This is a genomic window from Proteus sp. PR00224 (assembly GCF_016238105.1).
Classification (GTDB): Bacteria; Pseudomonadota; Gammaproteobacteria; order Enterobacterales; family Enterobacteriaceae; genus Proteus.
In genome coordinates, this window is the sequence record NZ_JAEHQU010000002.1 from 308,073 (window position 1) to 326,802 (window position 18,730).

Genomic DNA, 18,730 nt, shown 5'->3' on the forward strand with positions numbered 1-18,730 from the left:
GTGCAAATCAGTTTAAGCAGGATCAACGTGAGCCATCACACTCAAGATCTGTTTATTTTGCAAAACCTTATTACGTGCATTAACAACAATCTCGTGACTTTCATTAACGGTGAGATCACCTTTAATTTCAAGATGTACATCTACGAGTAAATAATCACCTGAACGACGCGTCTTTAAATCATGAACGCCTTGCACGCCTGGTGTTGAAACCAGCATCTGTTTAATCTCTTCCAGCGTCTCTTTATCAGCCCCTCTGTCCATTAAATCCTGTAGAGCTTGATAAGTAAAACGCCATCCCATACGACCGACAAATAATCCGACAATTAATGCTGCTAATGGGTCAAAAAATTTAAATCCAGCCAAACTTCCGATAATACCAATTGCAACAACTAATGAAGAAGCTGCATCAGAACGCGCATGCCAAGCATTTGCGACTAACATATTTGAGTCCACTTTTTTTGCAACAGCAAGCATATAGCGAAATAATCCTTCTTTAGCAGCTAATGCAAGTAAAGCCACATATAAAGCAACACTATGAACTTCAGGAATAGTAGAGGGATCTAAAATTTTATGAATGGCTGAAAACACCATTCCTAAACCAACAATTAATAAAATCGTCCCAAGAATAAGTGATGCCGCATTTTCATAACGAAAATGCCCATAAGGATGATCAGCATCAGGTTGTTTCTGACTACCTTTATTGGCAATTAAAACAACAAAGTCAGCAATAAGATCAGAGAGTGAGTGAATGCCATCGGCAATTAAACCTTGAGAGTGTGAAAAAAAGCCCACTGTAATTTGCCAAATGGATAAAATGATATTGACAAAAACACTCACTAACGTGCTTTTCTTAGCTGCCTTAAATTTTTCAGACTGCTTATTATCAGCCCGATCCAACTCAATATCATCAATGTGATTATGTGTCATAATAATAATCTTATTTGGTTTTAAATAGCCTACTCTATTGCCATAAATAAATAGAGTTCCATAGGTTATTTCAGGTTCCATAACTCATTGGTGAGGATAAAGGACGACTCTGAATAACAATCCAGTTTAGGGACTAAGATTGCTGTCCAGACATCATATTGAGATGTCATTGTCTATTAATATGCCATATTTAAATCTTTCTGTCTCTTATTTTTATCAATAAAATCTTATAGATACAGAACAATAATATAATTGATAATCATTCTTTTATGCATTTTCTATTTTTAATGAGAAAAAGAGAAATTTATTTTTAACATGACATTATTAATTGCTTCCCTGTCAACGAGTTAAGGTATATAACTTATTTTCATTATATTGTTAATATTATTTCAGCCTGTTTTTAATTTTTAATGCTTAATAATGTAAAGTAGTAAATAATCATTCTCACTCTTATTTAAAACACAGATCACAGCTATTTTTTACTATTAGGCGATAATGGTAAATATTTTAAACTAACGCTAAGTGAGGTTTGTAATGTATAAGAAAATCCTAGTTCCCATTGATATTTTAGAAGATGAACTTTCTCAGGAACTAATCGCTCACATTGAACAAATAGCAAAGGTGGGTAAACCTGAGATCCACTTCCTCACCGTTATTCCTAATGCTGAACTTTTCTTTGGTATCGAGTTTGCTGCTATTCCTGAAAAATTCAAAGACTCGTCAGAACGTACTCGTCTTGCTTTTGTTGCACTACAAGACATGATTAAAGATGCAAAAATTCCTGATGAGCAAATTATATGTAATGTTGGTGTTGGTAACGCAAAAGATGAAATTTTAGAATATGCCCGCCACATTGATGCTGATTTAATTGCGATTGCGTCACATAGACCTAATGTTTCCTCTTATTTATTAGGCTCAACAGCATCATCAATTGTACGCCATGCCAAAATGTCAGTTTTAGTTATACGCTAATATTTAGCTTAAATAACAACAAAGCCCTTTGTCTCAACAACAAAGGGCTTTTTAGCAAATGATGGTTTATTTTAAATCAGGTTGACTGTTATTTTTTAACTGAATCTTGAGTAGTCTCAGCCGCTGACCAAATACGATATTTCACATCAACATCTTTTGGTGCATAAACAACGATAGGTAATTTGCTGTTATAGCGGATAAAGGCATCTGATCCTATATTTGCCTGTACAAAGGCATCTTTTTTCGTATTGTCAGCACATCCCATCATTGTTGACATTGGACCATTTAAATCGCCAACAACATAATAGCTATAACCCCAACCTTCTAAATTCTTTTCATCTAAATCCGCACCAAACCACTGATGGTTGCAATCTACTTTAAGTTCTTTACCAATAATTAATTCAACTTGGTAATTGCTTTCATTATCTTTTTTCTCTAATTCGATAACATGACGAACTTGATTTTCTTGAGCCTTAGGATAAGGTGCAACTTTATCTAAACTGTCAGTAGCTTGTGCACACGCAGATAAAGACATTGCTGCTACTAAAGATAATATTACTTTGTTCATCACTCTCTCCATTTTTACAGCGAACACTTCGCCGTTAACAAAATTAGTCAGATGTTTTTATTGCTCATTATCTGAATACTAATATTTTTAGTGATTGAATGCTAACATCTTAGTAAATAGTACTATGAGTGGATAATTCTGAATGTTTTAAAAAGAAAAATCACGTTTTTTCATGAAATGTAAATTTGTGATACATCACCGTGCAGATAAGCTATCTATGATTATACTGAAATAGAGACCCAATTTCTTTTCATAGGAGGTTATATGTTCTCAGATCAACAAGCCCTTGTTTCTCAATTAAGAAATAGTGATCCCCGCTTTGAAGCTCTCTACGATAAACATCATCGACTCGATCAAGAAATTGCTAAATTAGAAGGCCCTAACGGAGCTGGCTATAACGATGAAGTTGCCAAACTAAAAAAAGAAAAGCTTCATCTTAAAGATGAAATGCAAAAAATACTTCAACGAAGTGAAAAATAAGGCTCTTTTTAAGCGATGATAATCTGTCATCGCTTTTTATGATTAAAAACAAAGATACTACCCCATAAAGATGCATAATTAATGTATCTTTTATTTTTTAGGGGCTCAATATGTCATCAATACATGGTCATGAAGTTTTGCAAATGATCCTTTCTTCAGAGACTGCATTTACTAAAACATCGCTAATTGATGCTATCCATAAACAATTCGGCAATGACTCACGTTTTCATACTTGTTCAGCTGAAAATATGACAGCGACTGAATTAGTTGATTTCTTAGAAAGGAAAGGTAAATTTATTCCAGCAGAAGGTGGATTTACAACGAGTGAAAATAAGATTTGTCATCATTGATAGATATACAGTTTTAAAGCTCGATTGCCAGTGATTTCCTTTTCTATGTCATTGGCTTTTTATATAAACAAATAAAAAGCCAATTCGTTCTGACAATCGTAATTACTTTATTTACTACATTTTATTCATCGTCTGTTTGCAACCAGCCATCATCTTCCCAAACACTTTGAATAAGTTCCATTATGTGTTCATGCTTAGTTTCATCTTTTATGCCTGTAACTTGAATCGAATTCATGCTACTAAAGGCGATACGAAACTGCATATCTGGATATTCTGGAATGATCTTTTTTCTCAGTTCGTGTTCTAAGAGCGGAAATAATGAGTCGGTTATCTTAGATTGTTTATTAAATAAAATTTCCACACGCATTGGTTTCACCATTTAAAGGTAAATAAACTGTATATAAATACAGTAGTATATTCTAAGAAAAAAGAAAAGTCTTTTTAGTAAAATTTTTATTATTACGCATTAAATAATATTTTAGCGTCTCTATCTGCTTAATGATAAGATGCATAATAAATGCAACATACAACTAAGAGAGAAAGGTATGTCAGGAAAAAGAATAAATCGTGAAAAAAAAACCATTCAAAAAATGGTTCACCTTTATGCTCATTCACATCCTGAAGCTGACTCAGATTATTATCAACAATTAATCAATTATTCCTATAACCGATTAGATAAATGTCGTTATGGTGAAGATAAACCCGCTTGTAAACAATGCCCTATCCATTGTTACCAACCAGCAAAACGAGAAACGATGAAACAAATCATGCGTTGGGCTGGTCCACGAATGTTAATTTATCATCCAATCTTAGCAATACGCCATCTTATTGACGATAAAAAACCTGTTCCTCCACTTCCTGAAAAAAAACGCACTATTCGTTCGACTGAAAAGTAAAGTCGGATTTCTTCAAGCGGTATAAAACATGCTCAGCGAGAGGATGGGTTTTATCTAATGCTGGATGAAAGAAATTATCAGACTGATGCATACCTAGTTTTTGCATTACACCTTGAGATGGAAGGTTTGAAACTGCGGTAAAAGCAACAACTTCCTCTAACTCCAAAGTCTCAAAAGCAAATTTAAATACAGCTAAAGCCGCTTCATAAGTATAACCTTTTCGCCAAAACTTTTTCGCAATACGCCAACCAATCTCTATGCAGGGATTAAATGGCAAAGGCGCGGCTGGAATATTTAATCCAACAAAACCAATAAACTCTTGAGTCTCTTTTAATTCAACTGCCCACATTCCCCATCCATTTTGTTGAACAAATTTTTCACGGATAACCTCAACCATATTATCACTTTCTAATTGAGATAAAGTGCAAGGAAAATAGCGCATCACTTCAGGTGAAGAGTTGATTTCAGAAAAAAATGGCGCTTTATCACTCTCACGCCATTCTCTTAGGTGTAGTCTGGGAGTATCTAAATTCATCGTTATTCTCTGTTTATATAAAATTAAGACAATAGCGATAAAATAGGATAAACAACGAACAATGAAAAGAAAAATGGTACTTTATTTTTTGTTTTCTTTTAGTTGGTTTTCTACTGGAGCAACAACTTTATCTTTATTTGCATTAGCGCTTTCTTTTATTGAAACAACGCGTTGTTGAGCAACTGATTTTGCTTGATGTTCAACTTGCTCTGATTGCCCAGTAAATATACCGCCACGCTTAATAGACATACTGCCACAACGGCTCGTACCACGTAATTCACCATGCTCTAAGATATCTAGGTTATTAGCAGCACAAATTCCTTTTACAAAACCGTCAATAATAATATCTGGTGCTGTTAATTCGCCTTCAACTTGCCCCGCATGCATAACACGAATAACGCCATCTTTGACATTAATATTACCAGCTACTTTCCCCCAAATTTGGATATCGCCTTCAACATTAATATCGCCTTGGAATACCGTTCCTTTTGCAATAATCGTGTATAGTTTTTGCTCTGGCATCGGTTTTTTCTCTTCTGTTATTACTGGTGCAACAGGCTCTGCTGCTTTTGGTGTTTCAGTTTTACGACTAAACATAGCGGCTTTTTTTAACCTCAACGTCATATAATAAATAATAATGCTAAAAATTAGGATTAGAATAATCAAAAATTCGCCTGCCATCTGATAACGCCAAAAAGCAATTAAGGCAAGAGTCCAAATTATCCATATCCCGCTGAATATAATATTTCGCAGTGTTCGCTTATTCTCCATAATTAGCTATATCCTTACCTCCCTGACAATAAATACACTTATGCATTCACCATTCTAATAAACAGATGGCAAGCATAATGCCAGCAATAAGCCTATTATTACCTTTTAGTTTTTTGATTTGTTCCTTAGGCTAAAAAATATTTAATTAAACACAAAGATTATCTATTTTAATCACCAAACTTTAATGTAAATAAATTATGAGTAGCAAACACTTATCTAGACAAATATTTCGCATTAAAAATTAACATTTTATACTTATATTCTTTTTTATAAAAATATTGTTCAAAAATATTTATTTTAAAACCGCAGAACAATCTAATTTTTCAAAAATAAAAATATGAGACATCAGTCACAGTAAAAATAGAAATGAAAAATCACCAAGAAAAAATTAGATTTAAATGTGAGATTTGTGTTTATTTTTTGTTAAAACTAATCTTTATTTATCTATTTTTATAACTTATGTTAATATAACAGGGAAAACTAGTTTTCTTTTTTAGTTTTAACTTTCATTTTATGAACTTTATCTTTTCAAATAAAACACAACAATAAAATAACAAAACAACCACAATAAAAAAACAATGATTATACCTATCTTTTAAATGCATCTATTATTTATTTACACTGTAAAGAAAACCAAGTAAGAATAACTCAATGTTATATATAAACTTTAACACTTTAAAAAATAAGTGTAAATTATTGATTACACAAATGCACTTACCATTCTTTATGGTCTCAAATAAAAATTTTTTCTTATTTAATTTTCTTTTGCAATTTATACCAAACCCCATTAAATTAACAAAATGACTTATCTTAAATTAGCAAAACAAAATGCAGTGTCTAATATCTAAAAAAAAAACATCATCAAATTAAAGAAAATAGTCTCCTTTTTATTTTTAATAGCACTCAATAATAAAGAAGTGTTTTTATAAATGTACTTATATTTATCATTATAAAAATACAGTGATACTCATATAATAATTTTTGGGCGAATTATGAATACAATGCAATGTGACAAAAATAATCAAAACAATTGTGCGATTCAAAAAAAATCTTTTTTCTATCCACAATATCAAATACTAGAAAATGAACAAAAAGCTCTCTTCCTTATTCGGAAAAATGCACTTATTTTGCAAAACTGTACGGATACAATCACAGCAAACCAAGATCAAGTTCTTTTTTTACAACAGGGCAATTACACATTAAAAACACAAGGCGCCGATCCTGTAGAGATTATTGCGATACCCCTTTCAGATGATTTCTTAAGAGATTTCATGTCAAAATACAACGATATTTTGTGTAATATAGAAAGGGATGAAGAATTTTCTAGTGCCTTTATTTGTTTTCAAAACTCTCCTCTTATTCACTTTTGTAGCAATGGTTTTGAATATCTCACCGCCCAATCCTGCCCTGAAGCGTTCACACGGTTACGAATTGAAGAGCTTTTAATTCTGTTACTGTCAACGGAACAAGGTTCAGATTTAATGGCATTATTGCGTCAACTCAGTCATCGCCAAGTTGATCGCTTGAAAATATTTATGGAAAAAAACCATTTAAAAAGTTGGAAGCTAAAACAATTTGCCCGTGAATTTGGTATGGGGTTAACAACATTTAAAGAGCTTTTTAACCACGTCTATGGCACATCACCAAGAACATGGATCTGCGAAAGAAGAATTATTTACGCACATCAACTATTGCTGACTACTGAAATGAGTATTGTTGATATTTCAATGGAGTCAGGCTTTTCAAGCCAATCTTACTTTACACAAAGTTACCATCGTCGTTTTAATATGACACCAAGTAAAGCGAGAAACATCAGATTAAAATTATAAAAAATCCGACCGAATATCATAATATCTAAAAGTCATTCATAGTTAGAATACTTGAAATTTATTCTTATGAGTGAGTTCTATATCGTGATCAAAGAAAATAAACATACCCCACAAGCCCATTATTATGACTATTTAGCTTTACTAAAAAAAATGATGGCAACCAGTGATAAAAAAACTGTAGATGATTTGTTTGATCTACAGTTTTCTTTGCAGTCTAATAAAAACGGCGACACTGAATGTGATGTTAATGCACATCAGATAAAAATATTATCTCGAGTATTATGTCGTGAAAGCTTAGACAATTTATTGCAATCCACTTGGTTTTTACGAAAAAAATACTGTTTTGTTGATATCACTAAAGAAGAAATTCGTGATGTTGTTGGCTTAGCAAGTTCATTTCATACGCAACAAGCAAATTCTACGTTAACCCCAATGGATTGGGATAAATCATTGAGAGCTACTGTCAATATCAATGAACATATGCGCTTAATTCAAGCTGTTATAAAGCCTCTATTTATTTGGTGGGTTCAGCATCTTGCCCCTCAACTATTCACACTTTATAAAACTAAAAGAGAGCTAGAGTCTCAAATTAAGCAGTGTGAAAATATTAAGTCATTCGAAAGAAAACAGCTATCAAATACAAGTGATTCTTTTTTATCTTTAGATGACATTAATATCAAACTAAATTCAGATAAAGTCCGACTCATTGTGATTAATGATCTACTACAAAAAGATATTAAGTTACTTTTAGAGAATTGGAAAAATGAACCAGTATTTAATTTTGAAATAAATAACACACTAGATTACATCCAAGGTGTAACACCACGTTCAGAATTGATAAAACCGCTATGGAAGATTTTAAACAGTATTCCAAAAAATCCTGAAAATTGTCAAAATTTAAAAATTTGGTTATTAGAAAGAGATCTTTGCTTAAAGAACGATGAATTTTTATGGCGATAATAAAATTTCAGCTCTTCTCTAAATAAAAAGAGAAGAGCTGATGTTAACTTTTAATTATTCTATTTAATATCTAAGATCTCAATTGTAACGATAGACATGGACTCTGGAGGCACTTGCCCTGGAACACCATTTTTCCCATAACCACCACCTGGTTTTATATAAATTTTAGCTTTACCATTGATACCTGCTTTGGCAATAAAGGTATTCAATGGTAGTGGTAATTGGCGATAAGGTAAAATAAGAGGCTTAGCTTTATCATAATTAAGCGTCACAGTACCATCCGTTAGCTCTTCATGCATAGTAAATACAACTGTTTTGCCCGCAATTGATGTAACGGGTTTACCCTGTTTTAAAATTTTAAAATAGGTATTGTCGTCATATTGTACGTAATTCTGTTTTTGGATCTCAGATAAAATGGATTTATTACGCTGGGCATTATCTTTTCCAATAATCGAATAAGCATAAGCAAGTTGTCCTGCAATCATTTGCCCTTCGCCCGCCATTTTCTCAAGCTGCTCTTTTAGCGTTTTATTTTCTTTTAAAATATTACTAGTATCTGTATTAACTTTCGCTAATTCAGCATCTTTTGCTTTAATTTGCTCATTTAATTTAGCAATAGATTCTGTTTGCTGTTGCTTTAATGTACTAATTTGCTGTGTACTTTCTGTATTTTGTTTTTCTAATTGTACTTTCGCTTCAGCTAATTGAGCGCTCAATTTATCTGTCGTATTTTGCTTTTCAGAGAGTTGTTTTTCTAGCAATGCTAACGTTTTCTCACTTTCTGTTTTGCTCGTGGTGACTTGAGCTAATGCGATATTATTCTCTTTAAATTGTGTATCTAATGTTTGATATTTATTCGATAGCTCACTTTGCGCTTTCTCTAACTTAGCTATCAGATTATTTTTATCAGTAATTAAACTATCAACGGCTTTTTCACCCGCAGATAAGCTCTTTTTCAGATCAGCTAATTCAGTTATTTTATTATCTAACTGTAATTTTAATTCTGGAATTGCTTTTAGTTTTTCATCTGCCTGCTCTTTTTGTTGCTGGACAGCTAAAAGCGTTTTATTAAGTTGAGTTTGTTCCTGATTATTTTTTTCAACCTGTGTTTGTAATTGTGCTATTTCTTTACGTTGTTCCTCAACAAGTTTGCTATTAGCATCTTGTTGCTTTTCTGCTTCTGCCACTTTTAATGCAAGTTCTTTAGATAAATCTTCACGTTCTGACGTGATCTTCAATAATGTGCTTTGTAATTTATCTATCTCTTTTTTCGCAGAGTCATCTTTTAGCAAAAGTTGAGCCTGTGCAAATTGAGTCTGCACATCTTCTTTCTCTTTCTTTATTGTTGCTAATTGATTTTGTACATCTGTGAGTTGTTTCGTTAATTTATCTTGCTCAGTCGTTATTGTTGATAACGAATTTTCTAATGTTGCTATCTCTTTATTTTTTGCTGCTTCTAAATTAGCTAATTCTTGTTCTTTTTGCTCATTGTTACTATTTAGCAATTGCTGAGATTCGACATACTGAGCTTGTATAGCTTCTTTTTCTTGTTCAATTTTAGCGAGTAGTGTCTGCTTTTCATTTAATTGGCTAATTAACTTCTCTTGCTCTAATTTTATGCTTTCAAGTGAACTTTGTAATTTATCAATCTCTTTTTTGGCGCTATCATCTTTTAACAGAGCCTGAGCCTGTTGATACTGAGATTCTAATTGCTCTTTGTCTTGCTCAAGCTGAGTATATTTCGCCTCTAAGCTTTTAAGTATCCCTGCTTGTTTTTCAAAATCTTGTTGCTGTTTTGCTAATTCTGTATTTTTTACTGTTGTAGCCTGTAATACGTTCTCTTTTTCAGCTAATTGCTTAACTAATAAGTCACGCTCTTTTTTTATTGTTTCCAAATCACTTTGTAGCTTGGAAACAGCTTGTTTTAACGTGTCATCAGTAAGTAAGTTATTCGCCGTAGCTAATTTTTCTTCTGTTTCAGCCAGCGTCAATTCGAGTTGTTTAATTTGGTTATTGGCATTTTGAAGTTTTTCCAAATGCTCTTTTGTTATAGCTGCCTGTTCAGTGTATTTTTGATACAACGTTTGGTATTTATTTCTCGTATCAGCTAAACGATTTAATAGCTCTTTATTAAAAAGAGGTTGTTTATGATCGAGTACAGAGCGATTGAACTGATATGCAAAGTGAAAAGGGATGGCCGTAACAGAATAAAATGTTCCTGGAATAATATCTAACAAGAAGTTGTCATTACGTTGAGGCCTTGTATAACTCTCTTTTGAATAAAGAGCTAACGGGTTATAAACCGTTACATTATTTCGGTAGCTATAACGATTAAGATCCTCTGGTGTAAATTGTGGTTTAATCGGAACAAATGAAAGCAACGGCGTTAAATAACGAGTGTAATCACTCTTTAATTTTGAATAACTGGCGGGTAACACAGGGCAATTTTCTGCCAGCGTGATATCAGGAGTCTTAACAGGTTCGACTGCCTGATTATCTATTTTAGCTGGCGTAGAAGGTTTAACTCGTTGCTCTGGTTTTGTTTGTTGAGTCGCTGTTGTGGTGCGGTTTACTCCACGATTAGCCTGACCAGCTCTCGTTGACGATGAAATTGTAGCAGATGTTTTAGGCTCAATTTTAATTGGCTCTTGCGTTTCAAAATAACGGTCAAAATCTTCAATAACAGAATTAAACTCATTATTGGCAAACGATAGTGTTGGAAACAGCATAAAAGCGAGACAAACACTCTGCTTTAATTTCATAGTAATTATTCACCTAATTTTTTTAATGTCGAATTAACTGACATAATCGACAAATAGCGAACTTTTGCACATAAAACTTCTGTTTTTGATTCAATACTCATTTTCAATAAATCTAAGCTATCTTTACTTGCTGTACCTTGAACACTACGGTACATCGCATTGATTTCGCTAATTTCTTTAAATGAACTCATCATGGATTGATAGTCAGATGGAGAAAAAGTTTTCAAAGAATCAAGTTGTTTGATGCAAGCACTTTGTGGTGCTAGCCCCAATTTTCTTGCATCTACGCCACTATCAGCAGGCTCTGCTGCAGGTGCCATAGAAAGCGGTTGTGCAACAGCCACTGGTTGAGTAGTTGCTACAGGCTGTGTGGTTTGTGTTGGCGCTGGCGTTTCAATTGGACGAGTGTGATCAGTCCACGCACACCCAGATAGGGCGAGGACGCTGGTTGCCATAAATACAGCGAGGACATTCTTTTTATTTTGTAATAAGGACATCATTTTTCCTTAATTCCGATCAGACTTAAATAAGAGCATATGAGTTGTCGCATTTTAAGCCATTTTATTATAATTTTCTATTACCTACTGCATACTAAATAAATAGGCTAACACCCTTGGTTGCAATGAGTGTTCCTATCATTTCATTTATTTTTTCTTAAAACACTACTTACATCACACTAAATACATCAAATATTGAATATCGGATTTATTTAGTAAAAATGTTGTCATATAAACTGATCGTTTTTTATATTGATGGAATAATACCAGATAATAATAAAAATAATAATACTAATTTTATCATTTATTTACGTAATTTACGTGTAAAAAATACCCTTATATTTTGTTGCTGTTTTTTAATACCGAGATAAAATCAAAAAATGAATATCTAATATCGGTATTGATATTCATTTTATCCTTCCAAATAGGAGAACTAAGATGAGTCATTTTAAAATTGGTATCGTTGTCGGTAGTTTAAGAAAAGATTCGTTTAATAGACAAACAGCACATGCTTTAATTAAGTTATTTCCTCAAGAATTTACCTGTCAGTTTATCGATATTAGTGCTCTTCCTCTCTATAACCAAGATGATGACAGTCATACCCCTTCTTCTGTTATCGATTTCAAACAACAAATAAAAGCGTGCCAAGGCATCATCTTTGTCACACCAGAATATAACCGCTCAATACCTGGTGTACTTAAAAATGCGATTGACCAAGCTTCTCGCCCTTATGGAACGAATGCTTGGAATGAAATTCCAGCCGGTATTATTGGTGTTTCAATTGGTAATATTAGTACGGCAATAGCTCAACAGCATTTACGTAATTCATTAGCCTTCTTAAATATGCCGACGCTAAATCAACCTGAATGTTATCTAAAATGGTATGACGGAATGGTTGAGAATGGGCAGTTTTCAGAGAAAACAGCAACTTTTATGCAAAACTGGGTTGATGCCTACGTGGCTTTTGTGAAGCAAAATAATCAATAATCAAATAGACTAAAAAGAGCTTTATGTGAAAAACATAAGCTCTTTTTTTGAACATCAAAGTTAATTTAATTTATTTGGTTATAATATCTCTACTGACAAATAAAAGTTTTAACATTTTATAGATAAAAAGTGATAATAATCTTGCTCACTTCAACATTTAATAACAAAAGACAAAAATAGATTATCTTTAAGAGATATACTTTATTATTACAATTAAAAACTGTTTGTTATATAACCAAAAATAAAGTGATTTAAATAGAATCGGGCTTGAGATCAAATTTAATCATTTATCTTATTCGTTCTAAAGTCAGAAAATATCAATAGACTTCAATCTACTACCACATATAAAACTTAAAATTTGATAATTATTTTTAATAATTTATATTAGGTAAGAACGTTAGCCATAATGTGCGATACATATCTAAATAATATGCTTCTATAATTGTGATAAACAAAAAAATTATCTATATTATTCATCCATTAAATACTGGCAGGTAAGTCATGGATAAAAATTTAAAAGAAATTGAATGTGAAATCGCTGCTCTAAAAATTGTTATCAAATCTTTACTTTCCACGCTAAATGATAAACAACGAAGAGATATGTTGGGCAATATATCTATAGTGCTTGAGGATACATCTAACAAATACCCTCAGCTTAATGAAGTTATTAACTTAACTGAGCAATATGTGAAAAAGCTTATTCAAACCTAATGAAAACGATATTTTCTATTGCTATTAAATTTATCCCCTAATTCTTATAGGGTACTAATAGTATCCTATTGATTATTTTGTATAGGATATACTGTGATTTTTCTTTCATTCACACAGCGCTAAGTTAAATTTACTGAGTGTCTATTTCCTACATCTCAAATATCCTCACAGTTACTGTTCTAACGAAAAATGCGATAAAGTTGTATATTCTTTTATCAATTTAATTTTTTCTTGGATTTAAATAAACAATTAATTAATATAAAAATAATTTATCACACAGCAATAAATTGTCGTTCTTTTGAGGATCTTATGGAAAAAAAAGTTGTCAATATAGAGTATGAAATTGCAGCAGTAAAAGTAGTTCTAAAAGCCTTGTTATTGACTTTGACAGATAAACAAAAAGAAATAGTGATCCACGATATAAATAAGACCATCAATGATGCTTATATCGATCATCCTCAATACCAAAATATTATAAGCAAGACCGAACAGTATATAAAAAAAATACTCTAAACATTAAAGCTACATTCTTCATCGCCCTCTCTATTATTATTTATATTAGAGAGGATTTATATCTATATCTTTAAAAATCAAATCGATTTAAACTTTAACATAATCACTGATTGATTATGAAAGTTGAAATAAAAAGTACTTTTTAATTGATTGAGTATAAACGAAATAATATTATTATTTATGGCTCACTTAATTTGAATAATGATTTTCTGTTCCTTATGAAAAAAATTATAAACCATTACTGTTTCAATACTCGATCAATGATTAAGTTAAACTTATTTCTAATTTTAAATAAAAGCACGAATAATAAGAATTTAAACTTTAGATTTATTATGTTTATGCGTCTAAAGAGTAAAAACTTACCACCTTAGACACACTTTATGAATATTCTCTATATCAACGATGAGCAAGATTGAATTTTTGTACCGATAACTGTAATTCTTCGGTTTGTCTTTCTAATGAAATAGCTGCCGCTGAAACTTGTTCAACTAAAGAAGCATTCTGTTGTGTTACACCATCCATTTGAGTAATAGCTACACTCACTTGACCAATACCTTTACTTTGCTCTTCAGATGCAATAGTGATTTCTTTCATTATTGACGTTACCTGCTTAACTCCCATCAAAATGTCTTCCATCGTGTTTTCCATATCACTCACTAATTTTGCACCTTTTTTTACACGCGCAGTGGAATCAGCAATAAGGACTTCAATCTCTTTAGCTGCTTTGGCACTATCTCCTGCTAAATTACGCACTTCATTAGCGACAACCATAAATCCTCGACCATGAGCCCCTGCTCTTGCCGCTTCCACTGACGCATTTAAGGCGAGTATATTTGTTTGAAACGCAATGTTGTTAATGACATTGATGATATCTGCAATCTTACTTGAACTATTAGATATCCCGTCCATTGTTGTCACAACAGATTCAGCTAATTCATTGCCTTTTTCAACAGTCACTGATGCAACTTCAGCCAACTCTCTCGCTTGATAAGCGTGTTCCATATTCTGGTTAACGGCAGCTGTTATCTCTTCCATACTTGCTGCTGTTTGCTCTAATGCTGTTGCTTGCTCTTCTGTACGAGAAGCTAAATCGTTATTCCCTTTGGCTATTTCAGATGCGCCACGATAAATACTATCACTTCCCATTCGGATCGTACTTACCGCTTCATGCAAACTATTTTGCATATCATTTAATAACGGTATTAATCGCCCAGCACAGTTATTACCAAAAGGTTCTAGTGACTGACTCAGATCACCTTCTGTAATTTTCACAAAATGTTGGCGAATATTTTCGAGTGGTTTTTGTAACATAGCGACTAAATAACGATCAGTGAGGAGCAGAATAATTCCCCCTAAAATGACACTAATAATAATAACAATTTGTGTCACCTCAATAAGGTTATCCACTTCTTCAATCGTACTATCAATTTTTATATTTGCGGCATTATTAAAGTTTTCACTTACATTACCTAATTCGCGACTCAACGCAGGTGTTACATTTTTTGCATGATGTACATATTGCTCGATAGTGCCATTGAGCGCTAATTCCATCTGCTTTTTTACGCCTTGTTCAAAAAGTGCTTGCCATACGTCCATTAGTTCTTTTGATACTTTTTCATCCATCGGCCCTGGAGAAACAGATTTCATATACGTGATCTGTTTTTCCATATTTTCCATCGCCAATTGTACTTGTGTAAAATCGACGTCTTTGCCTTCTGCTTTTTCCTCAACGAGACGATTTAATCGAGAAGTGAATCGAAAATACTGATCATTTCCCTGACTGAGCGCAGCCATTTGTTTTATTATTTGATTATCAGATTGATTACCTTTGGATATTTGCTCTAGCGCCCATGCGCTATAAAGACTGACACCGCCAAATAGCACACATAAAGTCCCCAGTATGACTAACATCATCAGACGAATAGTAATGTTACGAAGTTTCCGCATCGAATTTCTCAACTAACAAGATAAAGTAAGCCCAATAGGGCGTAATGTACTTTTATCGACACTTTTTCAATTTATTTTAATTTTTTACTAAAGTTTTTTATAAATTGGTTTTTTATTTTCTATACATAAAAAGAGTTAGATGGAGGAAGCAAAAATGTTACTTATCTATCATTTTTTATAATTTGACATGAGAATAACAAATTCATTTAAAATCAACAAACTATAAAATTAGTGACTTGAAAAATAAATAAGAAGTATTAAAGAGATAAAAGGATAATTGAAGGGGAAAATAAGGTTTGGAATATTCTTAAATTAGCTAAAAGTAGAGCAAGGATAGAATGACGCAATTAACTTTCAATCAACGTAAACAAATCAATAAACATAATTGGGTGATCTGCACTCTTATTTTCTTCAGTATCAAGCAATTCCATTCCCTTTTTAGAATAAAATTCCATAGCACTTTTTTTAGCATCTGTTATCAAAAACCTACATCCAACCATAGGACGAATATCATCCAGTGACATTAACAATGCATATTCAAAAAGCATTGAACCAATTCCTGAAGTCCGATTATTAGAATCAACAGCTAAACGTGCGATTTTAACAGCTGGTAAAAATTCATATGAACTAGCACGAACACAATCACCTAAATCATATTCTTTAAGGTTAACCTGACTACAAGTTAATGTAATGTAGCCTAGTATTTTAAAAGGAAAAGTGTCGATAGGCTTATTTTTGTCTTCTCGCATATTGTCATCAGCTACAATATATGTTTGAGCGATACAACCATCTTGGAATAATAAGGCATCTTTTTGAATGAAAGATTTTAGCGGTTGATATTCTTTTGAACCACCACTAAAATTTTTATGTTTATGATATTGATTTAAAGGAAGGATGATTAGGTTAGGTTATAATAATTCCATTTTAGTTCAACAACCTACCCTAAATTTAAACTATGCATTTTTTACTGTTTTTTGGCGATTCTGACGTGCATTTTCTAAAGAACGTTTAGCATTAGCATTAGGCTTAGAGTTCTTTATTTGCTTAAGCATTTGTTCTGCATCTTTTCCCGTCAGGATGGTGCGACCGAACGTACTACTTGTAATAGCCATTTTAACCTCCTGCGTTAAGATTAGTATATTAGATATGTAAAATATCAACTTAATGTTGTATACAGATTACGCAATCAAATTTATGGAGCCAAGAAAATTCACGATGAAAAATTGGAGCGGGCGAAGGGAATCGAACCCTCGTATAGAGCTTGGGAAGCTCTCGTTCTACCATTGAACTACGCCCGCATTAGATTTTTTTGATTATACGCCTCCTTGATTGAACGACAATCCCCTTTTTATTTAAATGATTATTTAATCATCGAAAAAAAGATAACCATTTGTTTTAAAAAACAATAAAGCCACCTTTCGGTGGCTTTATAACTATATTGATATTCGTTAATGCTATTCGTTAATTAACCATTTATTTAAAATAACAGTTATTTAAAATAACAATTATTTATTAGGGCGCATTGCTGGGAATAAAATAACATCACGAATAGTATGACTGTTAGTAAATAACATCACCATACGGTCAATACCAATACCTAAACCTGCAGTTGGCGGTAAGCCGTGTTCTAATGCCGTGATATAGTCATGGTCGAAGAACATTGCTTCTGCATCACCCGCTTCTTTTTGGCGAACTTGATCTTCAAAACGCTCTGCTTGGTCTTGTGCATCATTGAGTTCTGAGAAACCATTACCAATTTCACGACCACCAATAAAGAATTCGAAGCGGTCAGTAATAAATGGATTATCATCGTTACGACGAGCCAGTGGAGAAACTTCTGCTGGGTATTCAATAATGAATGTTGGTTGAATTAAGTGGCTTTCTGCAACTTCTTCAAAAATTTCACACTGAACACGGCCTAAGCCCCAGCTTTTCTCAATCTTAATACCAATAGATTGAGCAATAGCAACCGCTTTATCCATATCATCAAGATCAGCCATTACGGTTTCTGGGCGATATTTGCAGATAGCTTCTTTCATGGTTAATTTGGCAAAAGGTTTACCAAAGTCAAACTCTTGATCACCATATTTCACTAATGAAGAACCAAGTACATTTTCAGTTAATGTACGGAATAATTCTTCAGTTAATTCAATCAAGTCGCGGTAATCTGCATACGCCATATAGAGTTCCATCATTGTGAACTCTGGGTTATGACGTGGTGATACACCTTCGTTACGGAAGTTACGGTTGATTTCGAATACACGATCAAAACCACCCACAACTAAACGTTTTAAATATAATTCAGGTGCAATACGTAGATACATATCGATATCTAACGCATTATGATGGGTAATGAACGGACGCGCACTTGCTCCACCAGGAATGGTTTGCATCATTGGCGTTTCAACTTCCATAAAGCCTTTGTTCACCATAAATTGACGGATACCCGCCATGACTTGTGAACGAATTTGGAAAGTTTTACGCGATTCTTCATTAGAAATCAGATCTAAATAACGCTGACGATAACGCATTTCTTGGTCAGCTAAACCGTGGAATTTATCTGGTAATGGGCGTAGTGCTTTCGTTAATAAACGCACTTCTGTACAGTGAACACTTAATTCACCCGTTTTCGTTTTGAAAACACGACCGCGAGCACCTAAGATATCGCCGAGATCCCATTTTTTAAATTGCTCGTTATAGATACCTTCTGGTAAATCATCACGAGAAACATAAAGCTGAATACGACCACCCATGTCTTGCAATGTAGCGAAAGATGCCTTGCCCATAATACGGCGAGTCATCATACGACCTGCAATAGAAACTTCCACATTTGCTGCTTCTAACTCTTCTGCACTCATTGCATCATACTTTTGATGTAATTCGTCAGACAGCGCATCTCTGCGGAAATCATTTGGGAATGCGTTACCATTATCACGTAAAGCGGATAATTTTTCGCGGCGTGTTTGCAGTTCGTTATTTAAATCAGGTGCCTGCTCCGCACCTTGTTGCTGTTGCGACATGTTTT

At 33.1% G+C, this 18,730-nt stretch carries 20 protein-coding genes and 1 tRNA gene; 9 read left to right on the forward strand and 12 right to left on the reverse strand.

The genetic code is table 11. From position 1 onward, the window contains the following. Window positions 1-12: 12 nt before the first annotated feature. A complete protein-coding gene (locus JEP71_RS04790; protein WP_109371479.1) occupies window positions 13-927 on the reverse strand; it encodes a cation diffusion facilitator family transporter in 915 nt (304 codons plus the stop codon). A 534-nt stretch (window positions 928-1,461) separates the two neighbouring features. On the opposite strand from JEP71_RS04790, the gene JEP71_RS04795 reads away from it, so the two are divergent. After that, window positions 1,462-1,899, forward strand: coding sequence for a universal stress protein (locus JEP71_RS04795; RefSeq protein WP_151435692.1), 438 nt, complete (start codon window positions 1,462-1,464; stop codon window positions 1,897-1,899). Between the two features lie 88 nt (window positions 1,900-1,987). Here the strand turns inward: JEP71_RS04795 and eco are convergent, their stop codons facing one another. Further along, window positions 1,988-2,479 carry a serine protease inhibitor ecotin gene (gene eco, locus JEP71_RS04800; RefSeq protein WP_255311068.1) on the reverse strand — a complete coding sequence of 164 codons (492 nt, stop codon included), beginning with the start codon at window positions 2,477-2,479 and terminating at the stop codon, window positions 1,988-1,990. Between the two features lie 252 nt (window positions 2,480-2,731). Between eco and JEP71_RS04805 the strand changes: the two genes are divergently transcribed. Both JEP71_RS04805 and JEP71_RS04810 read left to right on the forward strand, forming a co-directional pair. Then, the gene (locus JEP71_RS04805; RefSeq protein WP_023581560.1) at window positions 2,732-2,947 is read left to right on the forward strand and encodes a DUF465 domain-containing protein; all 216 of its coding nucleotides are present in this window, start codon (window positions 2,732-2,734) and stop codon (window positions 2,945-2,947) included. 110 nt (window positions 2,948-3,057) lie between these two features. Beyond that, complete coding sequence (locus JEP71_RS04810) at window positions 3,058-3,297, forward strand: YecH family metal-binding protein (protein ID WP_023581559.1); 240 nt, start codon at window positions 3,058-3,060, stop codon at window positions 3,295-3,297. 121 nt (window positions 3,298-3,418) lie between these two features. Here the strand turns inward: JEP71_RS04810 and JEP71_RS04815 are convergent, their stop codons facing one another. After that, window positions 3,419-3,664, reverse strand: a complete 246-nt coding sequence (locus JEP71_RS04815; RefSeq protein ID WP_036934877.1) for a DinI-like family protein — start codon at window positions 3,662-3,664, stop codon at window positions 3,419-3,421. A 178-nt stretch (window positions 3,665-3,842) separates the two neighbouring features. Here JEP71_RS04815 and JEP71_RS04820 point away from each other — a divergent pair, with 178 nt between their 5' ends. Then, window positions 3,843-4,193 carry a nitrous oxide-stimulated promoter family protein gene (locus JEP71_RS04820; RefSeq protein WP_098942243.1) on the forward strand — a complete coding sequence of 117 codons (351 nt, stop codon included), beginning with the start codon at window positions 3,843-3,845 and terminating at the stop codon, window positions 4,191-4,193. Here the strand turns inward: JEP71_RS04820 and JEP71_RS04825 are convergent. Both JEP71_RS04825 and JEP71_RS04830 read right to left on the reverse strand, forming a co-directional pair. Continuing rightward, a complete protein-coding gene (locus tag JEP71_RS04825; protein WP_109371044.1) occupies window positions 4,171-4,728 on the reverse strand; it encodes a GNAT family N-acetyltransferase in 558 nt (185 codons plus the stop codon). The two genes, JEP71_RS04820 and JEP71_RS04825, sit on opposite strands and share 23 nt — an antisense overlap. 81 nt (window positions 4,729-4,809) lie before the next feature. Then, complete coding sequence (locus tag JEP71_RS04830; protein ID WP_232797515.1) at window positions 4,810-5,325, reverse strand: bactofilin family protein; 516 nt, start codon at window positions 5,323-5,325, stop codon at window positions 4,810-4,812. Between the two features lie 1,166 nt (window positions 5,326-6,491). On the opposite strand from JEP71_RS04830, the gene JEP71_RS04835 reads away from it, so the two are divergent. Together JEP71_RS04835 and JEP71_RS04840 are read left to right on the forward strand one after the other, a co-directional pair. Then, complete coding sequence (locus JEP71_RS04835) at window positions 6,492-7,328, forward strand: helix-turn-helix transcriptional regulator (protein ID WP_198620787.1); 837 nt, start codon at window positions 6,492-6,494, stop codon at window positions 7,326-7,328. Window positions 7,329-7,412: 84 nt separating this feature from the next. Continuing rightward, window positions 7,413-8,288 (forward strand): T3SS regulon anti-activator ExsD domain-containing protein, encoded by an 876-nt coding sequence (locus JEP71_RS04840; protein ID WP_311747757.1) that lies wholly within the window; start codon window positions 7,413-7,415, stop codon window positions 8,286-8,288. A gap of 59 nt (window positions 8,289-8,347) precedes the next feature. Here JEP71_RS04840 and JEP71_RS04845 read toward each other — a convergent pair whose 3' ends face one another. Together JEP71_RS04845 and JEP71_RS04850 are read right to left on the reverse strand one after the other, a co-directional pair. After that, window positions 8,348-11,050 (reverse strand): sugar transporter, encoded by a 2,703-nt coding sequence (locus tag JEP71_RS04845; protein WP_198625842.1) that lies wholly within the window; start codon window positions 11,048-11,050, stop codon window positions 8,348-8,350. A gap of 5 nt (window positions 11,051-11,055) precedes the next feature. Then, window positions 11,056-11,547, reverse strand: a complete 492-nt coding sequence (locus JEP71_RS04850) for a hypothetical protein (RefSeq protein WP_232797516.1) — start codon at window positions 11,545-11,547, stop codon at window positions 11,056-11,058. Between the two features lie 438 nt (window positions 11,548-11,985). Between JEP71_RS04850 and JEP71_RS04855 the strand changes: the two genes are divergently transcribed. The 3 genes from JEP71_RS04855 to JEP71_RS04865 all read left to right on the forward strand — a co-directional run bounded on the left by JEP71_RS04855 (window position 11,986) and on the right by JEP71_RS04865 (window position 13,758). Further along, complete coding sequence (locus JEP71_RS04855; protein ID WP_198620791.1) at window positions 11,986-12,534, forward strand: NADPH-dependent FMN reductase; 549 nt, start codon at window positions 11,986-11,988, stop codon at window positions 12,532-12,534. 501 nt (window positions 12,535-13,035) lie between these two features. Continuing rightward, window positions 13,036-13,245: a sigma-S stabilization anti-adapter protein IraP gene (locus JEP71_RS04860; RefSeq protein ID WP_109371058.1), complete on the forward strand. Its 210-nt coding sequence runs from the start codon at window positions 13,036-13,038 to the stop codon at window positions 13,243-13,245. A gap of 309 nt (window positions 13,246-13,554) precedes the next feature. Further along, window positions 13,555-13,758, forward strand: a complete 204-nt coding sequence (locus JEP71_RS04865) for a hypothetical protein (RefSeq protein ID WP_198620792.1) — start codon at window positions 13,555-13,557, stop codon at window positions 13,756-13,758. Between the two features lie 396 nt (window positions 13,759-14,154). Here JEP71_RS04865 and JEP71_RS04870 read toward each other — a convergent pair whose 3' ends face one another. The 5 genes from JEP71_RS04870 to lysS all read right to left on the reverse strand — a co-directional run bounded on the left by JEP71_RS04870 (window position 14,155) and on the right by lysS (window position 18,725). Further along, entirely contained in the window at window positions 14,155-15,705 is a 1,551-nt protein-coding gene (locus JEP71_RS04870) for a methyl-accepting chemotaxis protein (protein WP_198620793.1), read from the reverse strand. 347 nt (window positions 15,706-16,052) lie between these two features. Then, complete coding sequence (locus JEP71_RS04875) at window positions 16,053-16,454, reverse strand: GNAT family N-acetyltransferase (protein ID WP_232797517.1); 402 nt, start codon at window positions 16,452-16,454, stop codon at window positions 16,053-16,055. A 204-nt stretch (window positions 16,455-16,658) separates the two neighbouring features. Next, entirely contained in the window at window positions 16,659-16,817 is a 159-nt protein-coding gene (locus JEP71_RS04880) for a hypothetical protein (RefSeq protein WP_196554920.1), read from the reverse strand. A 112-nt stretch (window positions 16,818-16,929) separates the two neighbouring features. Continuing rightward, window positions 16,930-17,003, reverse strand: a tRNA-Gly gene (locus tag JEP71_RS04885). A gap of 207 nt (window positions 17,004-17,210) precedes the next feature. Then, entirely contained in the window at window positions 17,211-18,725 is a 1,515-nt protein-coding gene (gene lysS, locus JEP71_RS04890) for a lysine--tRNA ligase (protein ID WP_198620795.1), read from the reverse strand. Between the last annotated feature and the right edge of the window lie 5 nt (window positions 18,726-18,730).

Bases quoted from the DNA above. Each gene is read 5' to 3' on its own strand.
- lysS (WP_198620795.1), bottom strand. From the start codon at position 18,725: ATGTCGCAACAGCAACAAGGTGCGGAGCAGGCACCTGATTTAAATAAC.
- JEP71_RS04810 (WP_023581559.1), top strand. From the start codon at position 3,058: ATGTCATCAATACATGGTCATGAAGTTTTGCAAATGATCCTTTCTTCA.
- JEP71_RS04880 (WP_196554920.1), bottom strand. From the start codon at position 16,817: ATGGCTATTACAAGTAGTACGTTCGGTCGCACCATCCTGACGGGAAAA.
- JEP71_RS04795 (WP_151435692.1), top strand. From the start codon at position 1,462: ATGTATAAGAAAATCCTAGTTCCCATTGATATTTTAGAAGATGAACTT.
- JEP71_RS04835 (WP_198620787.1), top strand. From the start codon at position 6,492: ATGAATACAATGCAATGTGACAAAAATAATCAAAACAATTGTGCGATT.
- JEP71_RS04815 (WP_036934877.1), bottom strand. From the start codon at position 3,664: ATGCGTGTGGAAATTTTATTTAATAAACAATCTAAGATAACCGACTCA.
- eco (WP_255311068.1), bottom strand. From the start codon at position 2,479: ATGGAGAGAGTGATGAACAAAGTAATATTATCTTTAGTAGCAGCAATG.
- JEP71_RS04850 (WP_232797516.1), bottom strand. From the start codon at position 11,547: ATGTCCTTATTACAAAATAAAAAGAATGTCCTCGCTGTATTTATGGCA.
- JEP71_RS04830 (WP_232797515.1), bottom strand. From the start codon at position 5,325: ATGTTTAGTCGTAAAACTGAAACACCAAAAGCAGCAGAGCCTGTTGCA.
- JEP71_RS04805 (WP_023581560.1), top strand. From the start codon at position 2,732: ATGTTCTCAGATCAACAAGCCCTTGTTTCTCAATTAAGAAATAGTGAT.
- JEP71_RS04865 (WP_198620792.1), top strand. From the start codon at position 13,555: ATGGAAAAAAAAGTTGTCAATATAGAGTATGAAATTGCAGCAGTAAAA.
- JEP71_RS04860 (WP_109371058.1), top strand. From the start codon at position 13,036: ATGGATAAAAATTTAAAAGAAATTGAATGTGAAATCGCTGCTCTAAAA.
- JEP71_RS04845 (WP_198625842.1), bottom strand. From the start codon at position 11,050: ATGAAATTAAAGCAGAGTGTTTGTCTCGCTTTTATGCTGTTTCCAACA.
- JEP71_RS04870 (WP_198620793.1), bottom strand. From the start codon at position 15,705: ATGCGGAAACTTCGTAACATTACTATTCGTCTGATGATGTTAGTCATA.
- JEP71_RS04825 (WP_109371044.1), bottom strand. From the start codon at position 4,728: ATGAATTTAGATACTCCCAGACTACACCTAAGAGAATGGCGTGAGAGT.
- JEP71_RS04820 (WP_098942243.1), top strand. From the start codon at position 3,843: ATGTCAGGAAAAAGAATAAATCGTGAAAAAAAAACCATTCAAAAAATG.
- JEP71_RS04855 (WP_198620791.1), top strand. From the start codon at position 11,986: ATGAGTCATTTTAAAATTGGTATCGTTGTCGGTAGTTTAAGAAAAGAT.
- JEP71_RS04790 (WP_109371479.1), bottom strand. From the start codon at position 927: ATGACACATAATCACATTGATGATATTGAGTTGGATCGGGCTGATAAT.
- JEP71_RS04875 (WP_232797517.1), bottom strand. From the start codon at position 16,454: ATGCGAGAAGACAAAAATAAGCCTATCGACACTTTTCCTTTTAAAATA.